The 22,288-nt window shown below is 71.3% G+C and carries 15 protein-coding genes and 2 pseudogenes; 4 read left to right on the forward strand and 13 right to left on the reverse strand.

From position 1 onward, the window contains the following. Positions 1 to 138: 138 nt before the first annotated feature. The 4 genes and pseudogenes from ACFV6E_RS26670 to ACFV6E_RS26685 form a co-directional block, all read right to left on the reverse strand. On the reverse strand, positions 139 to 1,824 hold the full coding sequence (locus ACFV6E_RS26670; protein WP_385177193.1) for a ribonuclease J: 1,686 nt from the start codon (positions 1,822 to 1,824) through the stop codon (positions 139 to 141). Positions 1,825 to 1,961: 137 nt separating this feature from the next. Beyond that, entirely contained in the window at positions 1,962 to 2,861 is a 900-nt protein-coding gene (gene dapA / locus ACFV6E_RS26675) for a 4-hydroxy-tetrahydrodipicolinate synthase (RefSeq protein WP_385177191.1), read from the reverse strand. Positions 2,862 to 3,072: 211 nt separating this feature from the next. Beyond that, positions 3,073 to 3,522: pseudogene (gene thyX / locus ACFV6E_RS26680) on the reverse strand (FAD-dependent thymidylate synthase); the annotation flags it as partial. Positions 3,523 to 3,525: 3 nt separating this feature from the next. Beyond that, a pseudogene (locus tag ACFV6E_RS26685) lies at positions 3,526 to 4,722 on the reverse strand (FAD-dependent thymidylate synthase); the annotation flags it as partial. A gap of 181 nt (positions 4,723 to 4,903) precedes the next feature. Between ACFV6E_RS26685 and ACFV6E_RS26690 the strand changes: the two are divergent. Both ACFV6E_RS26690 and ACFV6E_RS26695 read left to right on the forward strand, forming a co-directional pair. After that, positions 4,904 to 5,143, forward strand: a complete 240-nt coding sequence (locus ACFV6E_RS26690; RefSeq protein ID WP_385177189.1) for a hypothetical protein — start codon at positions 4,904 to 4,906, stop codon at positions 5,141 to 5,143. Between the two features lie 137 nt (positions 5,144 to 5,280). Further along, positions 5,281 to 5,838: a hypothetical protein gene (locus ACFV6E_RS26695; protein WP_385177188.1), complete on the forward strand. Its 558-nt coding sequence runs from the start codon at positions 5,281 to 5,283 to the stop codon at positions 5,836 to 5,838. A gap of 222 nt (positions 5,839 to 6,060) precedes the next feature. Here the strand turns inward: ACFV6E_RS26695 and ACFV6E_RS26700 are convergent, their stop codons facing one another. The 5 genes from ACFV6E_RS26700 to rpsO form a co-directional block, all read right to left on the reverse strand. After that, on the reverse strand, positions 6,061 to 6,516 hold the full coding sequence (locus ACFV6E_RS26700) for a hypothetical protein (protein ID WP_385177186.1): 456 nt from the start codon (positions 6,514 to 6,516) through the stop codon (positions 6,061 to 6,063). Positions 6,517 to 6,533: 17 nt separating this feature from the next. Then, the gene (dapB, locus tag ACFV6E_RS26705; RefSeq protein ID WP_385465095.1) at positions 6,534 to 7,286 is read right to left on the reverse strand and encodes a 4-hydroxy-tetrahydrodipicolinate reductase; all 753 of its coding nucleotides are present in this window, start codon (positions 7,284 to 7,286) and stop codon (positions 6,534 to 6,536) included. Between the two features lie 34 nt (positions 7,287 to 7,320). Beyond that, a complete protein-coding gene (locus tag ACFV6E_RS26710; protein WP_385465100.1) occupies positions 7,321 to 8,700 on the reverse strand; it encodes a M16 family metallopeptidase in 1,380 nt (459 codons plus the stop codon). Beyond that, positions 8,697 to 10,937 (reverse strand): polyribonucleotide nucleotidyltransferase, encoded by a 2,241-nt coding sequence (locus ACFV6E_RS26715; protein ID WP_385166292.1) that lies wholly within the window; start codon positions 10,935 to 10,937, stop codon positions 8,697 to 8,699. Before ACFV6E_RS26715 ends, ACFV6E_RS26710 begins: the two co-directional genes overlap by 4 nt. Before the next feature lie 333 nt (positions 10,938 to 11,270). Beyond that, positions 11,271 to 11,558: a 30S ribosomal protein S15 gene (rpsO, locus tag ACFV6E_RS26720; RefSeq protein WP_344395211.1), complete on the reverse strand. Its 288-nt coding sequence runs from the start codon at positions 11,556 to 11,558 to the stop codon at positions 11,271 to 11,273. Between the two features lie 282 nt (positions 11,559 to 11,840). On the opposite strand from rpsO, the gene ACFV6E_RS26725 reads away from it, so the two are divergent. Further along, a complete protein-coding gene (locus tag ACFV6E_RS26725; RefSeq protein WP_385166294.1) occupies positions 11,841 to 12,164 on the forward strand; it encodes a DUF397 domain-containing protein in 324 nt (107 codons plus the stop codon). Between the two features lie 73 nt (positions 12,165 to 12,237). On the opposite strand, the gene ACFV6E_RS26730 is transcribed toward ACFV6E_RS26725, so the two are convergent. Both ACFV6E_RS26730 and eccD read right to left on the reverse strand, forming a co-directional pair. After that, a complete protein-coding gene (locus ACFV6E_RS26730) occupies positions 12,238 to 13,764 on the reverse strand; it encodes a PQQ-binding-like beta-propeller repeat protein (RefSeq protein ID WP_385166296.1) in 1,527 nt (508 codons plus the stop codon). 13 nt (positions 13,765 to 13,777) lie between these two features. Next, positions 13,778 to 15,292, reverse strand: a complete 1,515-nt coding sequence (eccD, locus tag ACFV6E_RS26735; protein WP_385166298.1) for a type VII secretion integral membrane protein EccD — start codon at positions 15,290 to 15,292, stop codon at positions 13,778 to 13,780. 406 nt (positions 15,293 to 15,698) lie between these two features. Here eccD and eccCa point away from each other — a divergent pair, with 406 nt between their 5' ends. Further along, positions 15,699 to 19,667 carry a type VII secretion protein EccCa gene (gene eccCa / locus ACFV6E_RS26740; RefSeq protein ID WP_385166300.1) on the forward strand — a complete coding sequence of 1,323 codons (3,969 nt, stop codon included), beginning with the start codon at positions 15,699 to 15,701 and terminating at the stop codon, positions 19,665 to 19,667. Between the two features lie 119 nt (positions 19,668 to 19,786). Here the strand turns inward: eccCa and ACFV6E_RS26745 are convergent, their stop codons facing one another. Further along, entirely contained in the window at positions 19,787 to 19,981 is a 195-nt protein-coding gene (locus tag ACFV6E_RS26745) for a hypothetical protein (RefSeq protein ID WP_385166301.1), read from the reverse strand. A gap of 127 nt (positions 19,982 to 20,108) precedes the next feature. Further along, entirely contained in the window at positions 20,109 to 22,226 is a 2,118-nt protein-coding gene (locus tag ACFV6E_RS26750; RefSeq protein ID WP_385465102.1) for a serine/threonine-protein kinase, read from the reverse strand. Between the last annotated feature and the right edge of the window lie 62 nt (positions 22,227 to 22,288).

Here is a 22,288-nt window from a genome sequence, read left to right on the forward strand (position 1 = left end):
GTTCGTCCCGCGCCCGGGGGTGTGGTGCGTCCCCCCGGGGCCGGGGGTTGTGGTGGGGGGGGGTGGGTAACTTGTGGGGGGGGGGGCCGCCCCCCAAAACCGCGCCCCCCCCCCGCTCCTGGTTGGCGCTCGGCCGGGTCAGACCTCGACCACGACCGGGAGGATCATCGGGCGCCGGCGGAAGGTGTCCGAGACCCACTTGCCCAGTGTGCGGCGGATGAGCTGCTGGAGCTGGTGGGGGTCGACGACGCCGTCCTGGGCGGTGCGTTCGAGGACCTCGGTGATCTTCGGGGTGACGCCGGCGAAGGCGGAGTCCTCGATGCCGGAGCCGCGGGCCTGGATGTGCGGCCCGCCCGTGATCTTGCCGGTGCTGGCGTCGATGACGACGAAGACCGAGATGATGCCCTCGTCGCCGAGGATGCGCCGGTCCTTCAGCGCGGGCTCGCCGACGTCGCCGACCGAGAGGCCGTCGACGTACACGTATCCCGCCTGGACCTTGCCGGCGATCTTGGCCTTGCCGCCGATCAGGTCGACGACGACGCCATCCTCGGCGATGACGATGCGGTCGTGCGGGACGCCGGTCAGGGCGCCGAGCTCGGCGTTGGCGCGCAGGTGGCGCCACTCGCCGTGGACCGGCATGAGGTTGCGCGGCCGGCAGATGTTGTAGAAGTACAGCAGCTCGCCGGCGGAGGCGTGGCCGGAGACGTGCACCTTGGCGTTGCCCTTGTGCACGACGTTGGCGCCCCAGCGGGTCAGGCCGTTGATCACGCGGTAGACCGCGTTCTCGTTGCCCGGGATGAGCGACGACGCGAGGATCACGGTGTCGCCCTGGACGATGCGGATCTGGTGATCGCGGTTGGCCATGCGGGACAGGGCGGCCATCGGTTCGCCCTGGGAGCCCGTGCAGACCAGCACGATCTCGTGGTCCGGGAGGTCGTCGAGCGTCTTGACGTCCACGACGAGGCCCGGCGGGACCTTCAGATACCCGAGGTCACGGGCGATGCCCATGTTGCGGACCATCGAGCGGCCGACGAAGGCGACCCGGCGGCCGTACTCGTGGGCGGCGTCGAGGATCTGCTGGATGCGGTGCACATGGCTGGCGAAGCTCGCGACGATGATGCGCTTGCGGGCGCCCGCGAAGACCTGGCGCAGCACGTTCGAGATGTCGCGCTCGGGCGGGACGAAGCCCGGGACCTCGGCGTTCGTCGAGTCGGCCAGGAGAAGGTCGATGCCCTCCTGGCTGAGCCGGGCGAACGCGTGCAGGTCGGTGAGGCGGCGGTCCAGCGGGAGCTGGTCCATCTTGAAGTCGCCGGTGTGCACGACCATGCCGGCGGGGGTGCGGATGGCGACCGCGAGCGCGTCCGGGATCGAGTGGTTGACCGCGACGAACTCGCAGTCGAAGGGCCCGACGCGCTCGCGCTGGCCCTCGGCCACTTCGAGCGTGTACGGGCGGATCCGGTGCTCCTGGAGCTTCGCCTCGATGAGAGCGAGGGTCAGCTTCGAGCCGATCAGCGGGATGTCCGGCTTCTCGCGCAGGAGGTAGGGGACGCCGCCGATGTGGTCCTCGTGACCGTGGGTGAGGACGATGCCCTCGATGTCGTCGAGGCGGTCCCTGATGGACGAGAAGTCCGGCAGGATCAGGTCGATTCCGGGCTGCTCCTCCTCGGGGAAGAGCACTCCGCAGTCAACGATCAGCAGGCGGCCGCCGTACTCGAAGACCGTCATGTTCCGGCCGATTTCGCCGAGGCCGCCGAGCGGGGTGACCCGCAGGCCGCCCTCGGGCAGCTTCGGCGGCGGGCCGAGTTCAGGATGCGGATGACTCAAAAGACTCTCCTCACCACGCGCGCCACGTACCTGACAAGGCACGTGGCGCGCGTGACGTTCGTGCAGTAGCAGTTGTGTTTTTGGGGCAGGTCTGGAAGACCTGCGGCCGTTCGTATTCAGTTATGAAGTCTGTTGATTCAGAGCTGTACCCCGCCGGCGGCGAGATCGATCTTGAGCTGGCTGGTCTCCTCGGGGGAGAGCTCGACCATGGGGGCGCGCAGCGGACCGGCGGGCAGGCCCTGGAGGGCGAGTGCGGCCTTGGTCGTCATGACGCCCTGGGTGCGGAACATGCCGGTGAAGACCGGGAGCAGCTTCTGATGGATCTCGGTCGCCTTCTGCACGTCTCCTGACAGATAGGAGTCGAGCAGGGCGCGCAGCTCCGGGGTGACGACGTGGCCGACCACGGAGACGAAGCCGACCGCGCCGACGGAGAGCAGCGGGAGGTTGAGCATGTCGTCGCCTGAGTACCAGGCGAGACCGGAGCGGGCGATGGCCCAGCCGGCACGGCCGAGGTCGCCCTTGGCGTCCTTGTTGGCGACGATCCGCGGGTGCTCGGCGAGCCGGACGATGGTCTCCGTGTTGATCGGTACGCCGCTGCGGCCGGGGATGTCGTAGAGCATCACCGGCAGCCCGGTCGCGTCGGCGATCGCCTTGAAGTGCCGGTACAGGCCTTCCTGCGGAGGCTTGTTGTAGTACGGCGTGACGGTCAGCAGGCCGTGGGCGCCGATCTGCTCGGCGGTGCGGGCGAGCTCGATGCTGTGCGCGGTGTCGTTGGTGCCGACGCCGGCGACGACGTGGGCGCGGTCGCCGACCGCCTCGAGAACGGCTCGTACGAGATCCGCTTTCTCCGCATTGCTGGTGGTCGGGGACTCGCCGGTGGTGCCGTTGATGACCAGGCCGTCGTTGCCTGCGTCCACCAGGTGGGCGGCGAGCCGCTGCGCGCCGTCGAGGTCGAGTGCGCCGTCCGCCGTGAAGGGCGTGACCATGGCGGTGAGGACCCGCCCGAAGGGGGTCTGCGGAGTGGAGGTCGGAGCCATGGGTAACACGCTACTCGCTGCTCAACGGCTGGTCTGCCCTCGGGGCAGGTGACAAGTCCTGACAAAGGTGGAGCCCGGCACTGCCTGCTCGGGGGTTCAAGCAGTGCCGGGTCCGTTTGATCAGGCTAGATGAACTTCTAGAAATGCCGCAATCGGGACACTTCGACCGGCTGATCCGCACATCTGTACCGACTGGCGCGCCACCGGCGTGTTACGGCGCCACGCGCCCGTTCTTGTTGAAGGCGGCGTAGGTGAGGGGCATGAGCCGGGCCCACTGCTCCTCCATCTTCTCGCCGACCATCTCGATCTCCCGCTGCGGGAAGGACGGGACCTTGGCCAGCTCGTGCTGGGTGCGCAGCCCGAGGAAGTGCATCAGCGAGCGCGCGTTGCACGTCGCGTACATCGAGGAGAACAGGCCGACCGGAAGGACGGCACGGGCGACCTCGCGGGCCACACCGGCGGCGAGCATCTCCTGATACGCCTCGTACGCCTGCTTATACGTGTCTTCCATGGTGCGGCCGACCAGCTCCTGCTGGTCCTCGGTGCCCTCGACGAAGATGTACTTCCCGGGACGCCCTTCCTGGACGAGCTTGCGGGACTCGCCGGGGACGTAGAAGACCGGCTGGAGCTCGCGGTAGCGGCCGGATTCCTCGTTGTACGAGTTGTGGACGACGACGCCGTTCGCCAGGAAGTTGTGCCAGGGGCCCTCGACGGAGAGGTCGTACGTCATCTCCTCGCCGTCCGGCTCGATGGCCACGACAGGGTCCGGAACCGCCTTGGCGATCTTTCCGTCGCGCTGGGCCAGTGCCTGTTCGCCACCGCTCTTGGCCGTGTGGCAGGTCTCGCACGCCGGAGCGAGGTTATTCTCGTCGAGCGCCCGGGTCAGATCGCCTGCCACCGGGATCACGTGGTCGAGAGCGAGCTGCTTTCGCGGGAAATCCTGGCCGCACAGATGGCAGGTGTCCTCTTCCTTGATCAGCCGCTTTCGCTGCATGGAGGTCCACACTCCGATGCCGCGGCGCAGGCTCGGCGGAATCAGGGCCTGAGACGGCTTCGGGGCGGTACCCGCCACCATGACCGCGTCTCCGACGGTGAGTTCACCGGCCTTGGCCCATCCGTCCGGAGTGAACACCGCGTGGTCGACCGTGCAGCGGAGCGTCTTCCCGGAAGCCGTGGTGATCTTGATGAGTGGCTTGACGCCCGACTCGATCACGTCGACGATCTTGGCCCGCTGGGCGAGCAGGGTCTCCTCGTCGTAGCAGCGCACGTGGTTGCGGCGCACCGATTCGAGCTTGCGCAGACGGGTGCTCGGGTGCTCCTCACGGAACTCGGCGACGGCGGACTCGGCCGCCTCCCTGTTGTCGTAGAGCCCGAGGTAGTGGTCGGTCTCGCCGCGCCGCACCTGGGCCATCCACTTGCCTGCCCGGCTGTGCCAGGTGACTCCGCCGGCGGAGTGCGGGAGGCGGTCCTCGACGCCCATGTGCCAGAGCCTGTACAGGTCGGCGATGGTGCGGCGCCGGAGATTGCCCGCCTCGCTCTCCAGAGTGATCTCAGTGTCTCCCGCGATGCACCAGCCCACCCGGTGGCGCATGAACTCGCGGAAGACGAAGATCGGGGCGCTGATGAAGAAGGTCATCGAGTTGTGCTCGAAGGGGCTGCCGTGCCGGTCCCGCATCAGGTAGTTGATCAGACCCTTGGACCGCTCCGGGTCCTTCGTCAACTCGTCCAGCGACTGCTCCCCCACGGTCGAGACCCGGGCGGCGAACAGCACGTCGGAGTCGGCCGCACTGCTCTTCACCAACTCGACGCTCACGTCGCTGCGCAGGTGGATTTTGAGATCGTCGGCGGGGATGTCGGTCACGGTTGGCGGGGTCCTTCCCATCACAGCTCTTGAGGGCGGCGCCCACTCTACGTCGGACCGATAAGGGTGCGATCGGTGCCTTGCCATAATGAAGACGGTGAAACTGGGCACCCTTTCGGTCGTTCACCCGTCTGTCTTGGTGACAGACATCCCGTCCAGCCCCAGAGGAGAAGCGCTCCCCATGTTCCGTCGGCGCGAGCCCGTCCCGTTCGCCTTCATCGCCGAAGCCGACCAGTTCCGCAGCAATGTCACTCCCCCGCCCCGCCAGCGCGCCTCTGTCGGGGAGCTGGCCGGCCGGTGGCTCATAGGTCTCACCGTGGTCGCCGGTCTCGTCGGCTCCCTGCTCATCGGGATGCCGGCGCTGTCCGCCGACCAGTCGTCCGGACACGCGCAGCAGTCCGAGGCGTCCACCCACCGCTGACGCCCCTGCCGTCCGTCCGTCACCAGGGGTTCATGGCCCGCGGAGCACCCCCATGGGCCCCCAAGGGTGGTGAGCGGGGACCCGGCTCGATAGCCTCACCGGGCACAGCCCATGCGTGGATTGAGTGAGGATCAGTCGTGCCCCTGCCCTTCCTGACGGCGGACCGCGCTTTTGACGAGGCGGCCGACGATCTCGCGCTGCCGTTCGACGACCGCGACCGCTGGCGGCGTCCCTACCGCCCCGGCCCCTGGCGGGTAGCCGCCGCCGCACTCGTTCTGCTGCTCGCCTCGTTCGTGCTCTTCGCCGCGGTGATCACCGCGCTGACGGGCACCCTGACCGGAGCAGCGGTCTGCATGGGCGTGGCCGTCGTCGTCATACTGTGCGCGCTGCGGCTGCTGCGCATGGGCGTCTGGGTCAACGCCCGCGGGCTGCGCCGGGTGAGCTTCTTCCTCACGAGCACCGCCCCCTGGGACCGGGTCCAGGCGGTACGGACGGTCCAGCAGCCGGTGCGCTGGCTCGGCCTCCCCCGCACCGTCCAGGGACAGGCGCTGATCCTGGTCCGTACGGACCGCGCCCAGGAGGAGCCGACCGCCCTGCTCACTACGCACAACGCCGACTTCCTGGCCCGCTCGGAGGCGTTCGACCGAGCAGCGGACACCGTAGAGGTCTGGGCGGACGAGTACCGCCGCAACTAGCCCACTGCCAAAGTCCCGGGCCTCTGCCACCCACGACCCGCAGCCGCCGACGCCCGGACCCACGAAGGCCGGTCGGGCGCGCACCCGCACAGGCCGGTCAGGCGCGCACCCGCACAGGCCGGTCAGGCGCGCACCCGCAGAGACCGGTCAGGCGCGCACCCGCAGAGACCGGTCAGGCGCGCACCCGCAGAGACCGGTCAGGCGGGCACCCGCAGAGAGCGATCAGCCGACCCGAACCGGCCGCCCGTCGTGCAACGCGATCGCCCGCTGCATGGCCTTACGGGCCCGAGGAGTGTCCCGGGCATCGTGATACGCGATGGCCAGCCGGAACCAGCTACGCCAGTCGTCGGGCGCGTCCTCCGTCTCGGCCTTGCGCCGGGCGAAGACCTCGTCGGCCGAGTCCCGGTCGATCCGCCCGCCCGGCGTCCGCTTCAGCTCGTCCACCGGCAGACCCCCCTCGGCATCGAGCTCCGCGGCCAGCCGGTTGGCCTTCTGCACGAACCGCGTGTTCGCCCAGAGGAACCACAGCCCGATCACCGGCAGGATCAGCACCGAGACACCGAAGGTGACGGTGATCAGCGTGCCGTCCTGGATGAGCATGACCCCCCGGCTGCCGACCAGGACGAAGTAGACCACCAGAACGGCCGCCGTGACGGCGTAACTGATCTTCGCGCGCATGTACCGGACCCCCTCGCTCAGCCGAGATCCAGGAAGTGTTCCAGGCCGAAGGTGAGGCCCGGAGTCGTCACCACGCGGCGCGCGCCGAGCAGGATTCCCGGCATGAAGCTGCTGTGGTGCAGCGAGTCGTGGCGGATGGTGAGCGTCTCGCCCTCGCCGCCGAGCAGCACCTCCTGGTGCGCCAGCAGCCCCCGCAGCCGCACCGCGTGCACGGGCACCCCGTCGACGTCCGCCCCACGGGCCCCGTCCAGCGCCGTGGCCGTGGCATCGGGCTGCGGCGCGCTGCCCGCCCGCTGCCGGGCCGCGGCGATGAGCTGAGCCGTGCGCGTGGCGGTGCCGCTGGGGGCGTCGACCTTCTTCGGGTGGTGCAGCTCGACGACCTCGACGGACTCGAAGTACGGCGCGGCCACCTCGGCGAACTTCATGGTCAGCACGGCGCCGATGGAGAAGTTGGGCGCGATCAGCACGCCCGTCCCGGCAGACCCGCCCAGCCAGCCCCGCAACCGCCCGAGCCGCTCCTCGGTCCAGCCCGTGGTCCCGACCACAGCGTGGATACCGTGCCCGACACAGAACTCGAGGTTGTCCATGACCGAGTCAGGAGTCGTCAGCTCCACCACGACCTGAGCACCGGACTCGACCAGCACCCCCAGCCCGTCGCCCCGCCCCAGCGCGGCCACCAGCTCCATGTCCTCGGCGGCCTCGACGGCCCGTACCGCCTCGGACCCGATACGGCCCTTGGCGCCGAGAACCGCCACGCGCAGCTTGCTCATGTTGTCGCTTCCTTCTGAGTTACGGACCCGGCCGTCAGGCGACGGCGTCGTGCAGCCGGGCGGCCTGCTTGTCCTTCAGCGGCCCGATGACCGACAGCGAGGGCCGCTGCCCCAGGATGTCGCGGGCGACCGAGCGGACCTCGTCCGGGGTCACCGACGCTATCCGGGCGAGCATGTCGTCGACGGACATCTGCTCGCCCCAGCACAGCTCGCTCTTGCCGATCCGGTTCATCAGCGCACCGGTGTCCTCGAGGCCGAGCACGGTCGACCCCTGGAGCTGGCCGATGGCCCGGCCGATCTCGTCGTCCGAGAGCCCGTGCTCGGCGACGTGGTCGAGCTCGTCGCGGCAGATCTTCAGCACGTCGTGCACCTGGCTGGGCCGGCACCCCGCGTACACCCCGAAGAGGCCGCAGTCGGCGAAGCCGGAGGTGTACGAGTACACGCTGTAGGCCAGGCCGCGCTTCTCGCGGACCTCCTGGAAGAGGCGCGAGGACATGCCGCCGCCGAGCGCGGTGTTCAGCACGCCGAGCGCCCAGCGGCGCTCGTCGGTGCGGGCGAGCCCCGGCATGCCGAGCATGATGTGGGCCTGCTCGGTCTTGCGGCCGAGCAGTTCGACGCGGCCCGCGGTGCGGATGGCGCGGCGGCCGTCGCGCGGGGCGATCGGCGCGGCGGCGGTGTTCCGCAGCGCGCCGGCCTTTTCGAAGGCGGCACGGACCTGGCGTACGACCTTGTGGTGGTCGACGTTGCCCGCGCAGGCCACGACCAGGTGGGTCGGGTCGTAGTGCTTCTTGTAGAAGCGGCGGATGCGGTCCGCGGTGAGGGCGTTGACCGTGTCGACGGTGCCGAGGACGGGGCGGCCGAGCGGGGTGTCGCCGAGCATCGTGTGCGCGAACAGGTCGTGCACGCAGTCGCCCGGGTCGTCCTCGGTCATCGCGATCTCCTCGAGGATCGCGCCGCGCTCGATGTTCACGTCCTCTTCGAGGATCAGCGAGCCGGTGAGCATGTCGCAGACCACGTCGATGGCGAGCGGCAGGTCGGTGTCGAGCACGCGCGCGTAGTAGCACGTGTACTCCTTGGCCGTGAACGCGTTCATCTCGCCGCCGACCGCGTCGATCGCGGCGGAGATGTCCAGGGCGGATCTGCGGCGGGTGCCCTTGAAGAGCAGGTGCTCCAGATAGTGCGTGGCACCGTTCAGCGCGGGCGTCTCGTCGCGGGAGCCGACGTGGGCCCAGATGCCGAAGGTCGCGGAGCGCACGGAGGGCAGCGTCTCGGTGACGATGCGCAGTCCACCCGGAAGAGTGGTCTTGCGGACCGTGCCGATGCCGTTCTCGCCCTTGATCAGGGTTTGGGTACGGGCGACGGCCCGCGCCTCCGAGGAGGTGCGGGCCGTCGCCGTGGAGTTGCTCGATGTCACTTGTCGCCCGCAGCGGAGCTGCTGTCGGCCGCAGCGTCCTTCTTCTCTTCGTCGCCTTCGCCCTCGATCACGGGGATGAGGGAGAGCTTGCCGCGGGAGTCGATCTCGGCGATCTCGACCTGGACCTTCTGGCCCACGCCGACGACGTCCTCGACGTTCTCCACGCGCTTGCCGCCGGCGAGCTTGCGGATCTGCGAGATGTGCAGCAGACCGTCCTTGCCCGGGAGCAGCGAGACGAACGCGCCGAAGGTCGTCGTCTTCACGACGGTGCCCAGGTAGCGCTCGCCGACCTCCGGCATGGTCGGGTTGGCGATGCCGTTGATCGTGGTGCGGGCGGCCTCGGCGGCCGGGCCGTCGGCGGCACCGATGTAGATGGTGCCGTCGTCCTCGATCGTGATCTCGGCGCCGGTGTCCTCCTGGATCTGGTTGATCATCTTGCCCTTGGGGCCGATGACCTCACCGATCTTGTCCACGGGGATCTTGACGGTGATGATCCGCGGGGCGTTCGGGGACATCTCGTCCGGCGTGTCGATCGCTTCCATCATCACGTCGAGGATGTGGAGGCGGGCGTCGCGGGCCTGCTTGAGGGCCGCGGCCAGGACGGAGGCCGGGATGCCGTCCAGCTTGGTGTCGAGCTGGAGGGCGGTGACGAACTCCTTGGTGCCGGCGACCTTGAAGTCCATGTCGCCGAAGGCGTCCTCCGCACCGAGGATGTCGGTGAGGGTGACGTAGTGCGTCTCGCCCTCGATCTCCTGGGAGATCAGGCCCATGGCGATACCGGCGACGGGGGCCTTCAGCGGCACACCGGCGTTCAGCAGCGACATGGTGCTCGCGCACACGGAACCCATGGACGTCGAACCGTTGGAGCCGAGGGCCTCGGACACCTGGCGGATCGCGTAGGGGAACTCCTCGCGGGTCGGCAGCACCGGCACGAGGGCGCGCTCGGCGAGGGCGCCGTGGCCGATCTCGCGGCGCTTGGGCGAGCCCACGCGGCCGGTCTCACCGGTGGAGTACGGCGGGAAGTTGTAGTTGTGCATGTAGCGCTTGCGCGTCACCGGCGACAGCGTGTCGAGCTGCTGCTCCATGCGGAGCATGTTCAGCGTGGTGACGCCCAGGATCTGGGTCTCGCCACGCTCGAACAGCGCGGAGCCGTGCACGCGCGGGATGGCCTCGACCTCGGCGGCCAGGGTGCGGATGTCGGTGACACCGCGGCCGTCGATGCGCTTCTTCTCCTTGATGACGCGCTCGCGGACCAGGGTCTTGGTCAGCGAGCGGTACGCGGCGGAGATCTCCTTCTCGCGGCCCTCGAACTGCGGGAGCAGCTTCTCGGCGGCGAGCCCCTTGACGCGGTCGAGCTCGGCCTCGCGCTCCTGCTTGCCGGCGATGGTCAGCGCGGAGGCGAGCTCCGGGCGGACGGCGGCGGTGAGGGCCTCGAGGACGTCGTCCTGGTAGTCCAGGAAGATCGGGAACTCGGCGGTCGGCTTCGCGGCCTTGGCGGCGAGGTCGGCCTGGGCCTTGCAGAGCACCTTGATGAAGGGCTTCGCGGCGTCCAGACCGGCGGCGACGACCTCCTCGGTGGGCGCCTCGGCGCCGCCCTTGACGAGCTGGATGGTCTTCTCGGTGGCCTCGGCCTCGACCATCATGATCGCGACGTCGCCGTCCTCCAGGGCGCGGCCCGCGACGACCATGTCGAAGACGGCGTCCTCGAGCTCGGTGTGCGTCGGGAAGGCGACCCACTGGCCGTTGATCAGCGCGACGCGGACGCCGCCGATCGGGCCGGAGAAGGGCAGACCGGCCAGCTGCGTGGACGCGGACGCGGCGTTGATCGCCACGACGTCGTACAGGTGGTCGGGGTTGAGCGCCATGATCGTGGCGACGACCTGGATCTCGTTGCGCAGGCCCTTCTTGAAGGACGGGCGCAGCGGGCGGTCGATCAGCCGGCAGGTGAGGATGGCGTCCTCGGAGGGGCGGCCCTCACGGCGGAAGAAGGAGCCGGGGATCTTGCCGGCCGCGTACATCCGCTCCTCGACGTCCACCGTGAGGGGGAAGAAGTCGAGCTGGTCCTTGGGGTTCTTCGAGGCGGTGGTGGCCGACAGCACCATGGTGTCGTCGTCCAAGTAGGCCACGGCGGAGCCGGCGGCCTGACGGGCCAGGCGGCCCGTCTCGAAACGGATGGTGCGGGTGCCGAAGGAGCCGTTGTCGATGACGGCCTCGGCGTAGTGGGTCTCGTTCTCCACTAGCGATTCTCCGATACTTTTCGTCTTTTGTCCCTCCTGCCCGTGTGGCCGGGGGACGGTGGGCGGAGAAGCGCTCCGTCTGGTGCGGACCGGTCTTCGATCGAAGCACCCGGGGTTTAGCTCCCCGGGAGCCACTACCGAGGACCGGCGGCGGCGAGGTGCGCTTCTCCTCGTGCGGTGCGCGGCGGCCGTCTGCCCGGCCGGGCGGGCGGTGCCGCGCTGTGTCGTACGTCGTGCGTCGTGCTACCACACTACAAAGGCGCGGTGACACCGCGCACGTACAGCAAAGGGAGCGGCCCCCTGCGAAGTGGGAACCGCTCCCTTCACGCCGTCTTAGCGGGCGCCCGCCGCACCGCGGCGGATGCCGAGGCGGTCGACCAGCGCACGGAAGCGCTGGATGTCCTTCTTGGCCAGGTACTGCAGCAGCCGGCGGCGCTGGCCGACCAGGATCAGCAGACCACGACGGGAGTGGTGGTCGTGCTTGTGGGTCTTGAGGTGCTCGGTCAGGTCCGAGATACGGCGGGACAGCAGAGCGACCTGGACCTCGGGGGAGCCGGTGTCGCCCTCCTTGGTACCGAACTCGGACATGATCTGCTTCTTCGTGGCGGCGTCGAGCGACACGCGTACTCCTCGTAGTCTTCTTGAATGGCCACCGAGTGCCCCTGGTCCACTTCTCAGGGGAGCTTCCGTGACTCGGGAGGCGGGGATCCGCTGGGCGCGACCACCAGAGCGACTGGCTCCGGGGGTGCGTACACAAACGGCCGTTCCACAGGGTACCAGCCCGGCAGGACGCGACCGCCCCGGTGCCGTGAGCGCCCCGGCGGGGGCGGGGGCGGCCACTAGGGTGAGCGCACGGATCGTCGGGCGCGCCGGGAAGGCGCGCCGGGAAGGGGTCGCTTCGTCATGAGCGAGGCAGGGGACGCGGGCAGCTCGGGGAACGACGAGGTCAGGGCCCGTAAGGAGCGCGAGAAGGACGAGCTGTACGCCCTGGACATCTCGGGCGTGGAGTGGCACGGCGCACCGGGTACGGAGGAGCACGAGGAGCGGGTGGAGATCGCGTATCTGCCCGGCGGCGCGGTGGCCATGCGCTCGTCGCTGGACCCGTCGACGGTGCTGCGCTACACGGAGGCGGAGTGGCACGCCTTCGTGCTCGGGGCGCGGGACGGCGAGTTCGATCTGGAGCCGGCGCCGCCGGGCGGCGCGGCGGACGCGGAGTCCGCGCACTGACGGCACGCGTGCGAACGGTAGGCGCGCGAGCGGTACGGGCGGGGGCGACGGCGCCCCCGCCCGTACCGCTCGGTCAGCCGGTGCTCCCGACGCCCAGGACCAGCCACTGCCACGCCTTCTGGCTGCCGTCGGTGGGGCCGGTCGCGGCCCGGCGGCCGAAGAACAGCCGTCCGTCCTCGACGACGATGTCGTTGTCCTCGACGGCGGTGAGCTCGTACCCCTCGACGGGCAGGTCGAAGTAGAGGTACGGGGTCTCCTCGCCGGTGGCCGGGTCGAGGGAGACGAGTCCGTTCGGTGAGATGTGGTCGTTGCTCTCGCGCAGGGCGAGCAGCCGGTCGCCGCTCATCCGCAGCGGGTAGAGGACCTGGTCGGGGCCGGATTCGAACTTCTTGACGGTGTTCCCGGTGGCGAGGTCGAAGCCCACGATCCAGTTGGAGACGTGCGCGGCGCCCTCCTGCTTGTCGCCGGTGGCGTCGGTCTCCTTGCTGCGCAGGAAGACCTGGTCGTCGCCGACCGCGATCGTCGGGCAGTCCTCGACGGTGTACCGGTCGGTGTCCTCGGTGCACTCCCCGAGGTACCGCCCGCTCTTCAGACCGATCGTCGCGCGGTGCCCGCCCTGCCCGTCCAGCGAGATCAGCTCGGTGATCTCGGCGTCGCCCGCGGAGATGCCGATGACGGCGGGTTCGGCGGAGACCAGGGCGACGCCCCGGGTGTTCCGGGCGACCTCGTACGTCCAGCGGGTCTTCCCGGTGCGCGGGTCGAGCTTGCGGACCTGGTAGGTGGTCTCGCTGTTGGAGCCGGAGACGGCGTCGCCGTTGTAGCAGCGGATCCGCGTCAGCAGGGCCCGGCCGCCGCCCGCCCCCACATAGGCGCAGGAGTCGGCGGCCTTGACGCGCCACAGCCGCTCGCCGCTGTCCATGTCGTACGCGTCCGCGCCGTCGCCCCAGGTCACGGCGACCGTGGCGTGGGTCAGGGTGACGGCGGGCAGGTCCTGGCTCGCGCTGTCCTCGGAGCCGGGGACGGGCATCTCGGCCTGCCAGAGCTTCTTGCCGGTGTCGAGGTCCACGAAGGCCAGCCGGTCGCAGAGCGCGTCGTCGTCCTCGCCGCTGCGGAAGAGCACGGCCGTGCGGTTCTCGACGCTCACCCGCTTCGTCACCCCGCAGACGGGGCCGGCCAGCCGCAGGTTCCACTGCTCGTCGCCGACCGCGGCGTCGGTGCCGAGGGCGAAGCCGACGAGGGTCCGGTTGATGCCCTTGGCGAGGATCTTGTCCGTGGCCCACATGCCGGGCATCTCGTAGCGCTCACCCGGGCTCAGGTCGTCGGCCGAGAAGCGGAAGGCCATCTGCCCCGCGACGCTCGCGGGCCGCTCCTCGACCGTCTCGCGGACGTCCAGGCGATCCTGGGCGGCGGCCTGCCGGTCCGCCGGGACGGACCCGCTGTCGCCGTCCCGGAACAGCCAGACGCCGCCGCCCACCAGCACGGCGAGGGCGACGGCGGCGCCCGCGACGACGAGCGCCGTCCTGCGGCGGCGGTTCTTCCGGCGGTCGTCCGACGACAGCGCGGACTGGGTGTACGCGGACGAGGGTGGCCCGAAGCTCACGGTGTGCCGCCCTTCAGCTCGTCATGGCGCGGGCGGACGCGTACACGTCGAAGACCGCGAGGGCCAGCGGCACCAGGGTCAGCAGGACGAAGCCCTCGGCGATCTCCAGGAAGCGGCCCCAGAACGGGGTGAGACCGCCGCGCGGCAGGATCAGGCCGAGCGCGGTGACGAGGGCGGTGGCCGCGGCGATCACCGCGACGAGCCAGATCGTGCGGATGTCCAGGTCCGTACGGTCCCCGGCCAGGGCCTCGCGCATCAGGGACGGCGGCGGGTTGAGCGCCAGGCCGAGGCCGAGCAGGGCGAGGGCGGCGAGACCCGCCGCGAGCAGGGGCGCGACCTGGGCCGTGTAGCGGAAGAGGTGGGCGCGCATCACCAGCGCGACGCCGGTCGCCAGGGCGAGCAACTGGCCCCAGACGTCGTCGGAGAAGCCGAGCACCGCGCAGGCCCCGGCCGCGACGAGCGCGCAGCCGCCGACCAGGCCGACGAGCAGTTCGTGGCCGCGGCGGGCCTGTGCCTCGATGCGCTCGGTGTCGACCGGGTCCGGCGCGGCGGGTTCGTCGCCGTACGCGCCGCGCCGGGCGGTGTCCGGCGGTTCGAAGCCGATGGGGAGCCGGGCGAAGCGCATGGACAGGCCGGGCAGGAAGGCCAGGGCGCCGACGGCGAGCGGGGCGCACAGCGCGGCCGTCTCGGTGGGCGTCCAGTGCGCGAGCAGCGCCGTGAACACCGTGAGCACGCCGATGGCGGACGCGCACACGAAGGCCACGAACGGGCCGTCGCCGCGCGGCGAGCAGAGGGTGAGGACCACTGAGGCGACCAGGACGGCGGCGCAGCCGAGCAGGAACTGGAGCTTGCCGATGCCCTGGCCGTCGGCGAGGGTCAGCAGCCCGGAGCCCGCCACGGCCGTGTTCGGCAGGGCGCCGAGGCCGAGCGCGATCGCCGAGGCGCGGTCGTCGTAGACCCGGGCGCGGACGGCGGCGAGGACGACCAGGAGGATGCCGGTGACGGCCGCGAGGATGCCCGGCAGGCCGTGCATGTCGTGCCAGGGGTCGGCGGTCCAGGCGACGAAGGCGAGCAGGGCCGGCAGGACGCCGCCGGCGGCGAGTCCCGCGGCGCGGGTGAGGTCGCCGCTCCACAGCGTGCGTTCCCGGGTGACCGCGGCGGCCACGGCCTCGGACACGTCGTCGAAGACGGCCGGCGGCAGCGACTCGGAGAACGGGCGCAGGGTGAGGAGTTCGCCGTCGAGAATGCGCTGGGCCGCGAAGGAGCGGGAGCTGTCGAGGACGGTGCCGTCGCGGCGTACCAGGTGATAGCCGACCGGGGCGCCCTGGGCGGGGCTCTGCCGGGAGAGCCGGAGGATCTCCGGATAGATGTCGGCGACCGGGATGTCGTCGGGCAGGGCCACGTCGATCCGGCTGTCCGGCGCGACGATGGTGACCCGGCAGAAGCCGAGCCCTGTGCCCGCTCCCGAAGGTGCCCCGGGTCCGGGACCGCCGGGTCCCGCGGTCGTCGCGGAGGCCGTCATGCTCACCTGCTGCTCCCCCTAAGTGCGTCAGTGCTTCGGCGCGTCAATGCGTCAGTGCTGCGGTGTCAGTGCTTCGGCGCGTCAATGCGTCAGTGCTGCGGTGTGTCAGTGCTTCGGTGCCGGAACTGCGTCTGCCGTGTGAAGGTCCTGTGCCCGTTTCCCCGGTGTGCTCCGCCGATGGCCCGGCGGGCCGCCGGACCGGGGCCCGGCCGGACGGCCGACGGGCCCCGCGCACCCTCACCCGACGCGAATTGCCCTGCTTGTCCGGCCCGGTTCGCGTGTGCTCACGCGAACATCCGGCACCCTACCCCGCACCGGTCGTACGTGAAGTCAGTAGGATCACGCGGCGGCCTGCGCCCGCCTGACACGGGGCGGCGGGCGGAAGACCCGGGGCCGAGGGATTGGGTGAGCAGTGAGCCACATCGTCGTGAAGCGCCCGCCGCGGGCGCTGCCGTCCGAGGTGCCCGCGGAGGACGTCGTCCTCCAGCCTCCGCCCGAGCTGCCGCGGGGGCATCAGGAGAGCGTCCTGATGCAGCTGCTGCCGACGCTGGGCATGGGCGGTTCGGTGGTCTTCTTCTTCACCAGCGGCCAGCCGTTCATGAAGATCATGGGCATGGTGATGATCGCGTCGACGGTCGCCATGTCCGTCGCGATGGTGGTCCGCTTCCGGCGCGGCTCCCAGGACCAGCTCGCCGACATGCGCCGCGACTACCTCGGCTATCTCGCGCAGACCCGGCGCGCGGCGGTGACCACCGCCAGGGCGCAGCGCGACGCCCAGTACTTCCTGCACCCCTCCCCCGAGCAGCTCTGGGCGCTGGTCGCGGAGGGCAGCCGGGTGTGGGAACGGCGCCCCGGCGACGAGGACTTCGCACAGGTCCGCGTCGGCCTCGGACCCCAGTCCCTCGCCACCGCCCTGGTCAGTCCCGAGACCGGTCCGGTGGACCAGCTCGAGCCGCTGACCGCGGGCGCCGTGCAGCGCTTCGTCGCCACCCACGGCACCCTGGACGAGCTGCCGATGGCGGTCTCGCTGCGCGCCTTCTACCACGTCACCGTCAGCGGCGAGCCGCAGTCCGTACGGGCCTCGGCGCGCGCCCTGACCGGTTCGCTGGCCGCGCTGCACTCCCCCGAGGACCTGATGATCGTGGTCGCGGCGGGGCGCGAGGCGCTGCCGCACTGGGAGTGGGCGAAGTGGCTGCCGCACGTGCAGGCGCCCGGCGCGGTGGACGGCGCGGGCAGCCGCCGGCTGATCGGCGGCGACGCCCGTGAGCTGGAGGACCTGCTCGCCGGACGGCTGACCGGCCGCCCCCGCTTCCACCCGAACGCCGCCCCGCTCGCCGACGAACCGCACATCGTCGTCGTGCTCGACGGGCTGTCGCTGCTGCCCGACTCCGTCCTCGCGTCCGCCGAGGGGCTGCAAGGCGTGACCGTCCTGGAGGTCGTGCCGGGAGAGCTCTCCGGGGCGGGCGGCGATCTGTCCGTCGTCGTCCAGCCGCGGGCGCTGCGCCTGGAGTCCGGGCACGGCGTCGTCTACGAGGGCACGCCGGACGCGCTGTCCGCGGAGTCGGCCGAGGCGCTGGCCCGGCAGCTCGCGCCGCTGCGCATGGCGTCGGGCGGCGACGACGACGAACCGCTGCTGGCCAACCTGGAGTTCACGGACCTGCTGAACCTCGGGGACGCCGCGTCGGTGGACACCAGGCGCACCTGGCGGCCGCGTTCGCTGGCCGAGCGGCTGCGGGTGCCGATCGGGGTCGGCGAGGACGGCCGGCCGGTGATGCTGGACCTCAAGGAGGCCGCGCAGGAGGGCATGGGCCCGCACGGCCTGTGCGTGGGCGCCACCGGTTCCGGCAAGTCGGAGCTGCTGCGCACGCTGGTCCTCGGGCTCGCGGTCACGCACTCCTCCGAGACGCTGAACTTCGTCCTCGCCGACTTCAAGGGCGGCGCGACCTTCGCCGGCATGGCGCAGATGCCGCACGTCGCCGCCGTGATCACCAACCTGGCGGACGACCTGACGCTGGTCGACCGGATGGGCGACTCGATCCGCGGCGAGCTCAACCGCCGCCAGGAGATGCTGCGCGACGCGGGCAACTACGCCAACATCCACGACTACGAGAAGGCGCGCGCGGCCGGTGCGCCGCTCCAGCCGATCCCCTCGCTCGTCCTGGTCATCGACGAGTTCAGCGAGCTGCTGACCGCGAAGCCCGATTTCATCGAGATGTTCGTGCAGATCGGCCGGATCGGCCGCTCGCTCGGCGTGCACCTGCTGCTCGCCTCGCAGCGCCTGGAGGAGGGCCGGCTGCGCGGCCTGGAGACGTACCTGTCGTACCGCGTGGGTCTGCGCACCTTCTCCGCCGCCGAGTCGCGCGCCGCGCTCGGCGTCCCGGACGCCTACGAACTGCCGAACGTCCCGGGCTCGGGCTTCCTGAAGTTCGGCACCGACGAAATGGTGCGCTTCAAGGCCGCGTACGTGTCCGGCGTGTACCGCTCCGCCTCCGGGCCGGCCGCCACGCCGGGCGGGTCGCTGCCGCTGGACCGGCGGCCGGTGGTGTTCACCGCGGCCGAGGTCCCGGTGCAGTACGTGCCGGTGCCCCAGCAGCGCCCCGAGCCGTCGTCCTCCGACACGGACGACGCGCTGGCCGACACGGTGCTCGACGTGATCGTGCGCCGCCTGGAGGCGCAGGGCCCGGCCGCCCACCAGGTGTGGCTGCCCCCGCTGGACAGCCCGCCGTCCCTCGACGGGCTGCTGCCCGGCCTGACCGCGGTCCAGGGACGCGGCCTCACCCAGCCCGGCTACGAGGGCGCGGGACGCCTGGTCGTCCCCGTCGGCCTCGTCGACAAGCCGTACGAGCAGCGCCGCGACCCGCTGTGGGTCGACTTCTCCGGCGCGGCGGGCCACATGCAGATCATCGGCGGCCCGCAGTCCGGCAAGTCGACGCTGCTGCGCACCCTGATCGCCGCCTTCGCCCTCACCCACACCCCGCACGAGGTGCAGTTCTACGGACTCGACTTCGGCGGCGGCGGGATGGTGGCGGTCGCGGGACTCCCGCACGTCGGCGGCGTGGCCTCGCGCCTCGACCCGGAGAAGGTACGCCGCACGGTCGCCGAGGTGTACGGCGTGCTGACCCGCCGCGAGGAGTACTTCCGCGCCAACGGCATCTCCTCGATCGCCGACTTCCGCACCCGGCGGGCCCGCGGCGACATCCCGGTGACCGACCAGCCGTGGGGCGACGTCTTCCTGGTCATCGACGGCTGGGGCAACTTCCGCACCGACTACGAGGGTCTTGAGCCGGCGGTCCTCGACATCGCCGCGCGCGGCCTCGGCTACGGGATCCACCTCGTCCTGACCGGGTCGCGGTCGATGGAGGTCCGGGCGAACCTCAAGGACCACCTGATGAACCGTCTGGAGCTGCGGCTCGGCGACACGATGGACTCCGAGGTGGACCGCAAGGTGGCCGCGAACGTCCCCACGGGTGTGCCGGGGCGCGGTCTGTCGCCGCAGAAGCTGCACTTCATGGCCGCGGTGCCGCGGATCGACGGGCTCACCTCGGACACCGACCTCGCCGACGCGACGGCGGCGCTGACCGCGGAGGCCGCCCGGCACTGGCAGGCGCCCGGCGCGCCCGAGGTCCGGCTGCTGCCGCGCGAGCTCCCGGCGGCGCAGCTGCCCTCCGGCGACCGGTTCCCGGACCGGGGCGTCGCCTTCGCCCTCGACGAGGACAACCTCGAACCGGTCTTCGTCGACTTCGAGCAGGACCCGTTCTTCCTGGTCTTCGGCGAGAGCGAGTCCGGCAAGTCGAACCTGCTGCGGCTGCTGATCAAGCAGCTCACCGAGCGCTACAGCGGCGACGAGTGCAAGCTGTTCGTGGTCGACAACCGGCGCTCGCTGCTCGATGTGTCCCCGGCCTCGCACCTGGCCGAGTACATCCCGATGTCCAACGCCATGGACCACCACATGACGGCCCTGGCGGACCTGATGCAGCGCCGCTCGCCGACGGCCGACGTGACCGCGCGGCAGCTCCGGGACCGCAGTTGGTGGCAGGGCCCGACGGTGTACGTGATCGTCGACGACTACGACCTCGTGTCCACGTCCAGCGGTAACCCGCTCGGCGGCCTGACCGAACTGCTGCCGTTCGCCCGGGACGTCGGCGTGCGCTTCATCATCGCCCGCTCGACGGCCGGCGCGAGCCGGGCCGCCTACGAGCCGTTCATCCAGCGCATGAAGGAACTCGGCGCCCAGGGCGTCGTCCTGGCCGGCGACCCGACCGAGGGCGACCTCCTCGGCGGCGTCCGCCCACGCCCGATGCCAGCGGGACGCGGCATCTTCGTGTCACGGCGCCGGGGCAAGCCGATGATCCAGGTGGGTCTGACGGAGCCGGGGAACTGAGAACCGGCGTCCTGACGGAGTCCGGGTCCTGAGAACCGGCGTCCGGAAGCGGCGGGGCATCCTCGGATCCCCGCCGCTTTCCCTTGCCCCCGGATCCCGCCGTGTCGTGCCCCTCTTCCTCAGTCGTCCGACCCCTGGCGGTTGTTCGCCCAGATGCACAGGACCACGACCACGATCAGCAGGAGGGCGAGCCAGATCCACATCGAGCCGCCGCCTGAGCCGCCGTGGCCGCTGTAGGAGGAGTGGTAGTGGTGGTGGTAACCGCCGCCGCGTCGCCCGCCGATGGCGAGGAGGTGCACATCGCTCAAGGTCATGGACACGGACACTAATGACGCCGAAGCTGGCATGACCACGGCGAAGGGGTCCTTGTGACGGGGCTGTTGCAGCTCGTTACGCGCCCCGGACAGGGGCGGTCCCAGGCCCTCCTCTTCAGGTTCCCGTTCAGAACACCGGGAGCGCGTACAGCGAGTTGTCGTTCCTGATGAACGCCCGGTTGCCGTCGACGGCGAGGCCGTGGGTCTCGGCGTCGGGCAGTTCGAAGGACCAGATGGAGTAGCCGGAGTCGAGGTCCACGGTGGACACCTCGCCGCCGAAGTCGTCGTCGACCATCCAGACGCCGCTGCCCTGCACGAGCACCGGACCGTACTGGCTGCCGGGATCCCGGGAGCTCCAGATCTTCTTGCCGTCGCTCGTGGCGTGCCGTTCGGGCCAGGTGCCCGCGGCGGCGTACACGGAGTCGCCGTGCACGCGCGGCGGCCCCCATTCGACCGGGTCGCCGTACATGTCCTTGCCCGCGGCCTGCCAGAGTTCCTTGCCGTCGGAGAGACGGAGCGCGGTCAGTTTCTTGCCGTTGAGGTACACGGTGGCGTCCGCGACGGCGGGCACGACGGCGATCTCCTTCGCCTGACCGCGCCGCTCCCACACCTGACGCCCGTCCTTCGTGGACACCGCGAACACGTGCCCCTGCGTCGTCGAGAGCACCAGCCGGCCGCCGCCGACCGCCGCCGGGGCCTGAAGCTTCCCGCGGAAGTCCGCGGGCACCCGCGCCGTCCAGCGGATCTTCGCGTCCGCGCGGCCCACGCTGCGCAGCCGGTGGTCCTTCGTCACGACGTAGACCGCGTCCGCGTCGGCCGCGAGCAGCGCCGCCGCGTCCGCGTCCGCCGTCCACTTGGCCTCCCCGGTGGACGCGACGAACGTACGCAGCGTGCCCTCCTTGTCGGCCGCCGCGATCAGCCGGTCGGACAGGGAGAGGTAGCGGGCCGTCATGTCGATGCCGGGCACCGCCCAGCGGCGCTTGCCGTCCACGACGTTGAAGGCCCCGATGCCGCCCCCGAAGGTGCCCACGACCACCACGTCCCGCACCGGAAGCGGCGCCGGCGACTCCTTGCCGACCACCTCGCGCGGCCCCCACAGGGCCTTCGGGTGGCCGTCGACGAGATAGTCGCCGTCGTCCGCGGAGAGCAGCCGGGCGGCCGGGGTCGACACGGCGGCGGGAAAGGTGAAGGGGTCCTCCTGCCGCTCCCGGTCCCGCTCCTTCCCCGGCCCGAACCACCACGCTGCCGTGCCACCGCCCGCGGCGACCACCACTCCGCCCGCCGCGAGGCCGGTCAGCAGCCGCCGCCGCGACGGACCGCCCCGGCCGCCGGGTCCGCCGGTCACGGTCTGCGCGGTCAACTCCCGGATGGCGCGCTCGCGTTCCTGGATCCCTTCGGCCACCGGCCCCCGCCGCCACACCTTCGCGGCGGCCTTCTCGGCACCCTTCGACGGTGCGAAGGCCGCCGCGATCTGCGCCGGGGTGGGCCGCGCCGCCGCGTCCTTGGCGAGACAGGGCGCGATCAGCGCGTACAGCGCGGGCGACAGGCCCTCCGTACGGGGCTCGCCGTGCACGACCTCGTACTGGACCGCGGCCACGTGCGCGCCCTCGAAGGCGCGCCGGCCGGTCGCCGCGTAGACCAGCACCGCGCCGAGCGAGAACACGTCGGCGGGCGACGCGACGCGCTGTCCGAGCACCTGCTCGGGAGCGCCGTACCCCGGGGTGACCGGTATCTGGCCGGTCGTGGTGAGCGTCAGACCGTGCTCGGGCCGGGCGATGCCGAAGTCGATGACGCGCGGTCCGCCCGAGGTGAGCACGGTGTTCGGCGGCTTCAGGTCGCGGTGCACGAAGCCCGTGGCGTGGATGTCCGCCAGCGTGCGGGCGAGCGACGCGGCGAGCGCGCGCACCGCCGCCTCGTCGAGCGGCCCGTACCGCTCGACGGCCTGGTCGAGGGTCAGCCCGGCCAGGAACTCGGTCGCGATCCAGGGGCGTCCGCCCTCCGTCCGCGCGCCGAGGACCGAGGCCACGCCCCCGCTGGTCACCGCCTGCGCGGCCAGCGCCTCGCGCACGAAACGCTGGGCGAGCCCCTGGTCGTGGGAGAGTTCCGGCCGCAGCACCTTGACCGCGGCGACGGTGCCCGCGCCGTCCTGGCCGACGTACACCTTGCCCATGCCGCCTTCGCCGAGCACACCGAGCAGACGGTACGGTCCGAGACGCAGCGGGTCGCCGGTACCCAGGGGATTCATGGCTGAGGCCTTCTCGTGGTCGGGGTGACAGGTCGGCGGGACGCCGGGCGGCGGTCGGGCGG

Origin of the sequence: Streptomyces sp. NPDC059785, assembly GCF_042732375.1 — a bacterium.
Lineage (GTDB): Bacteria > Actinomycetota > Actinomycetes > Streptomycetales > Streptomycetaceae > Streptomyces.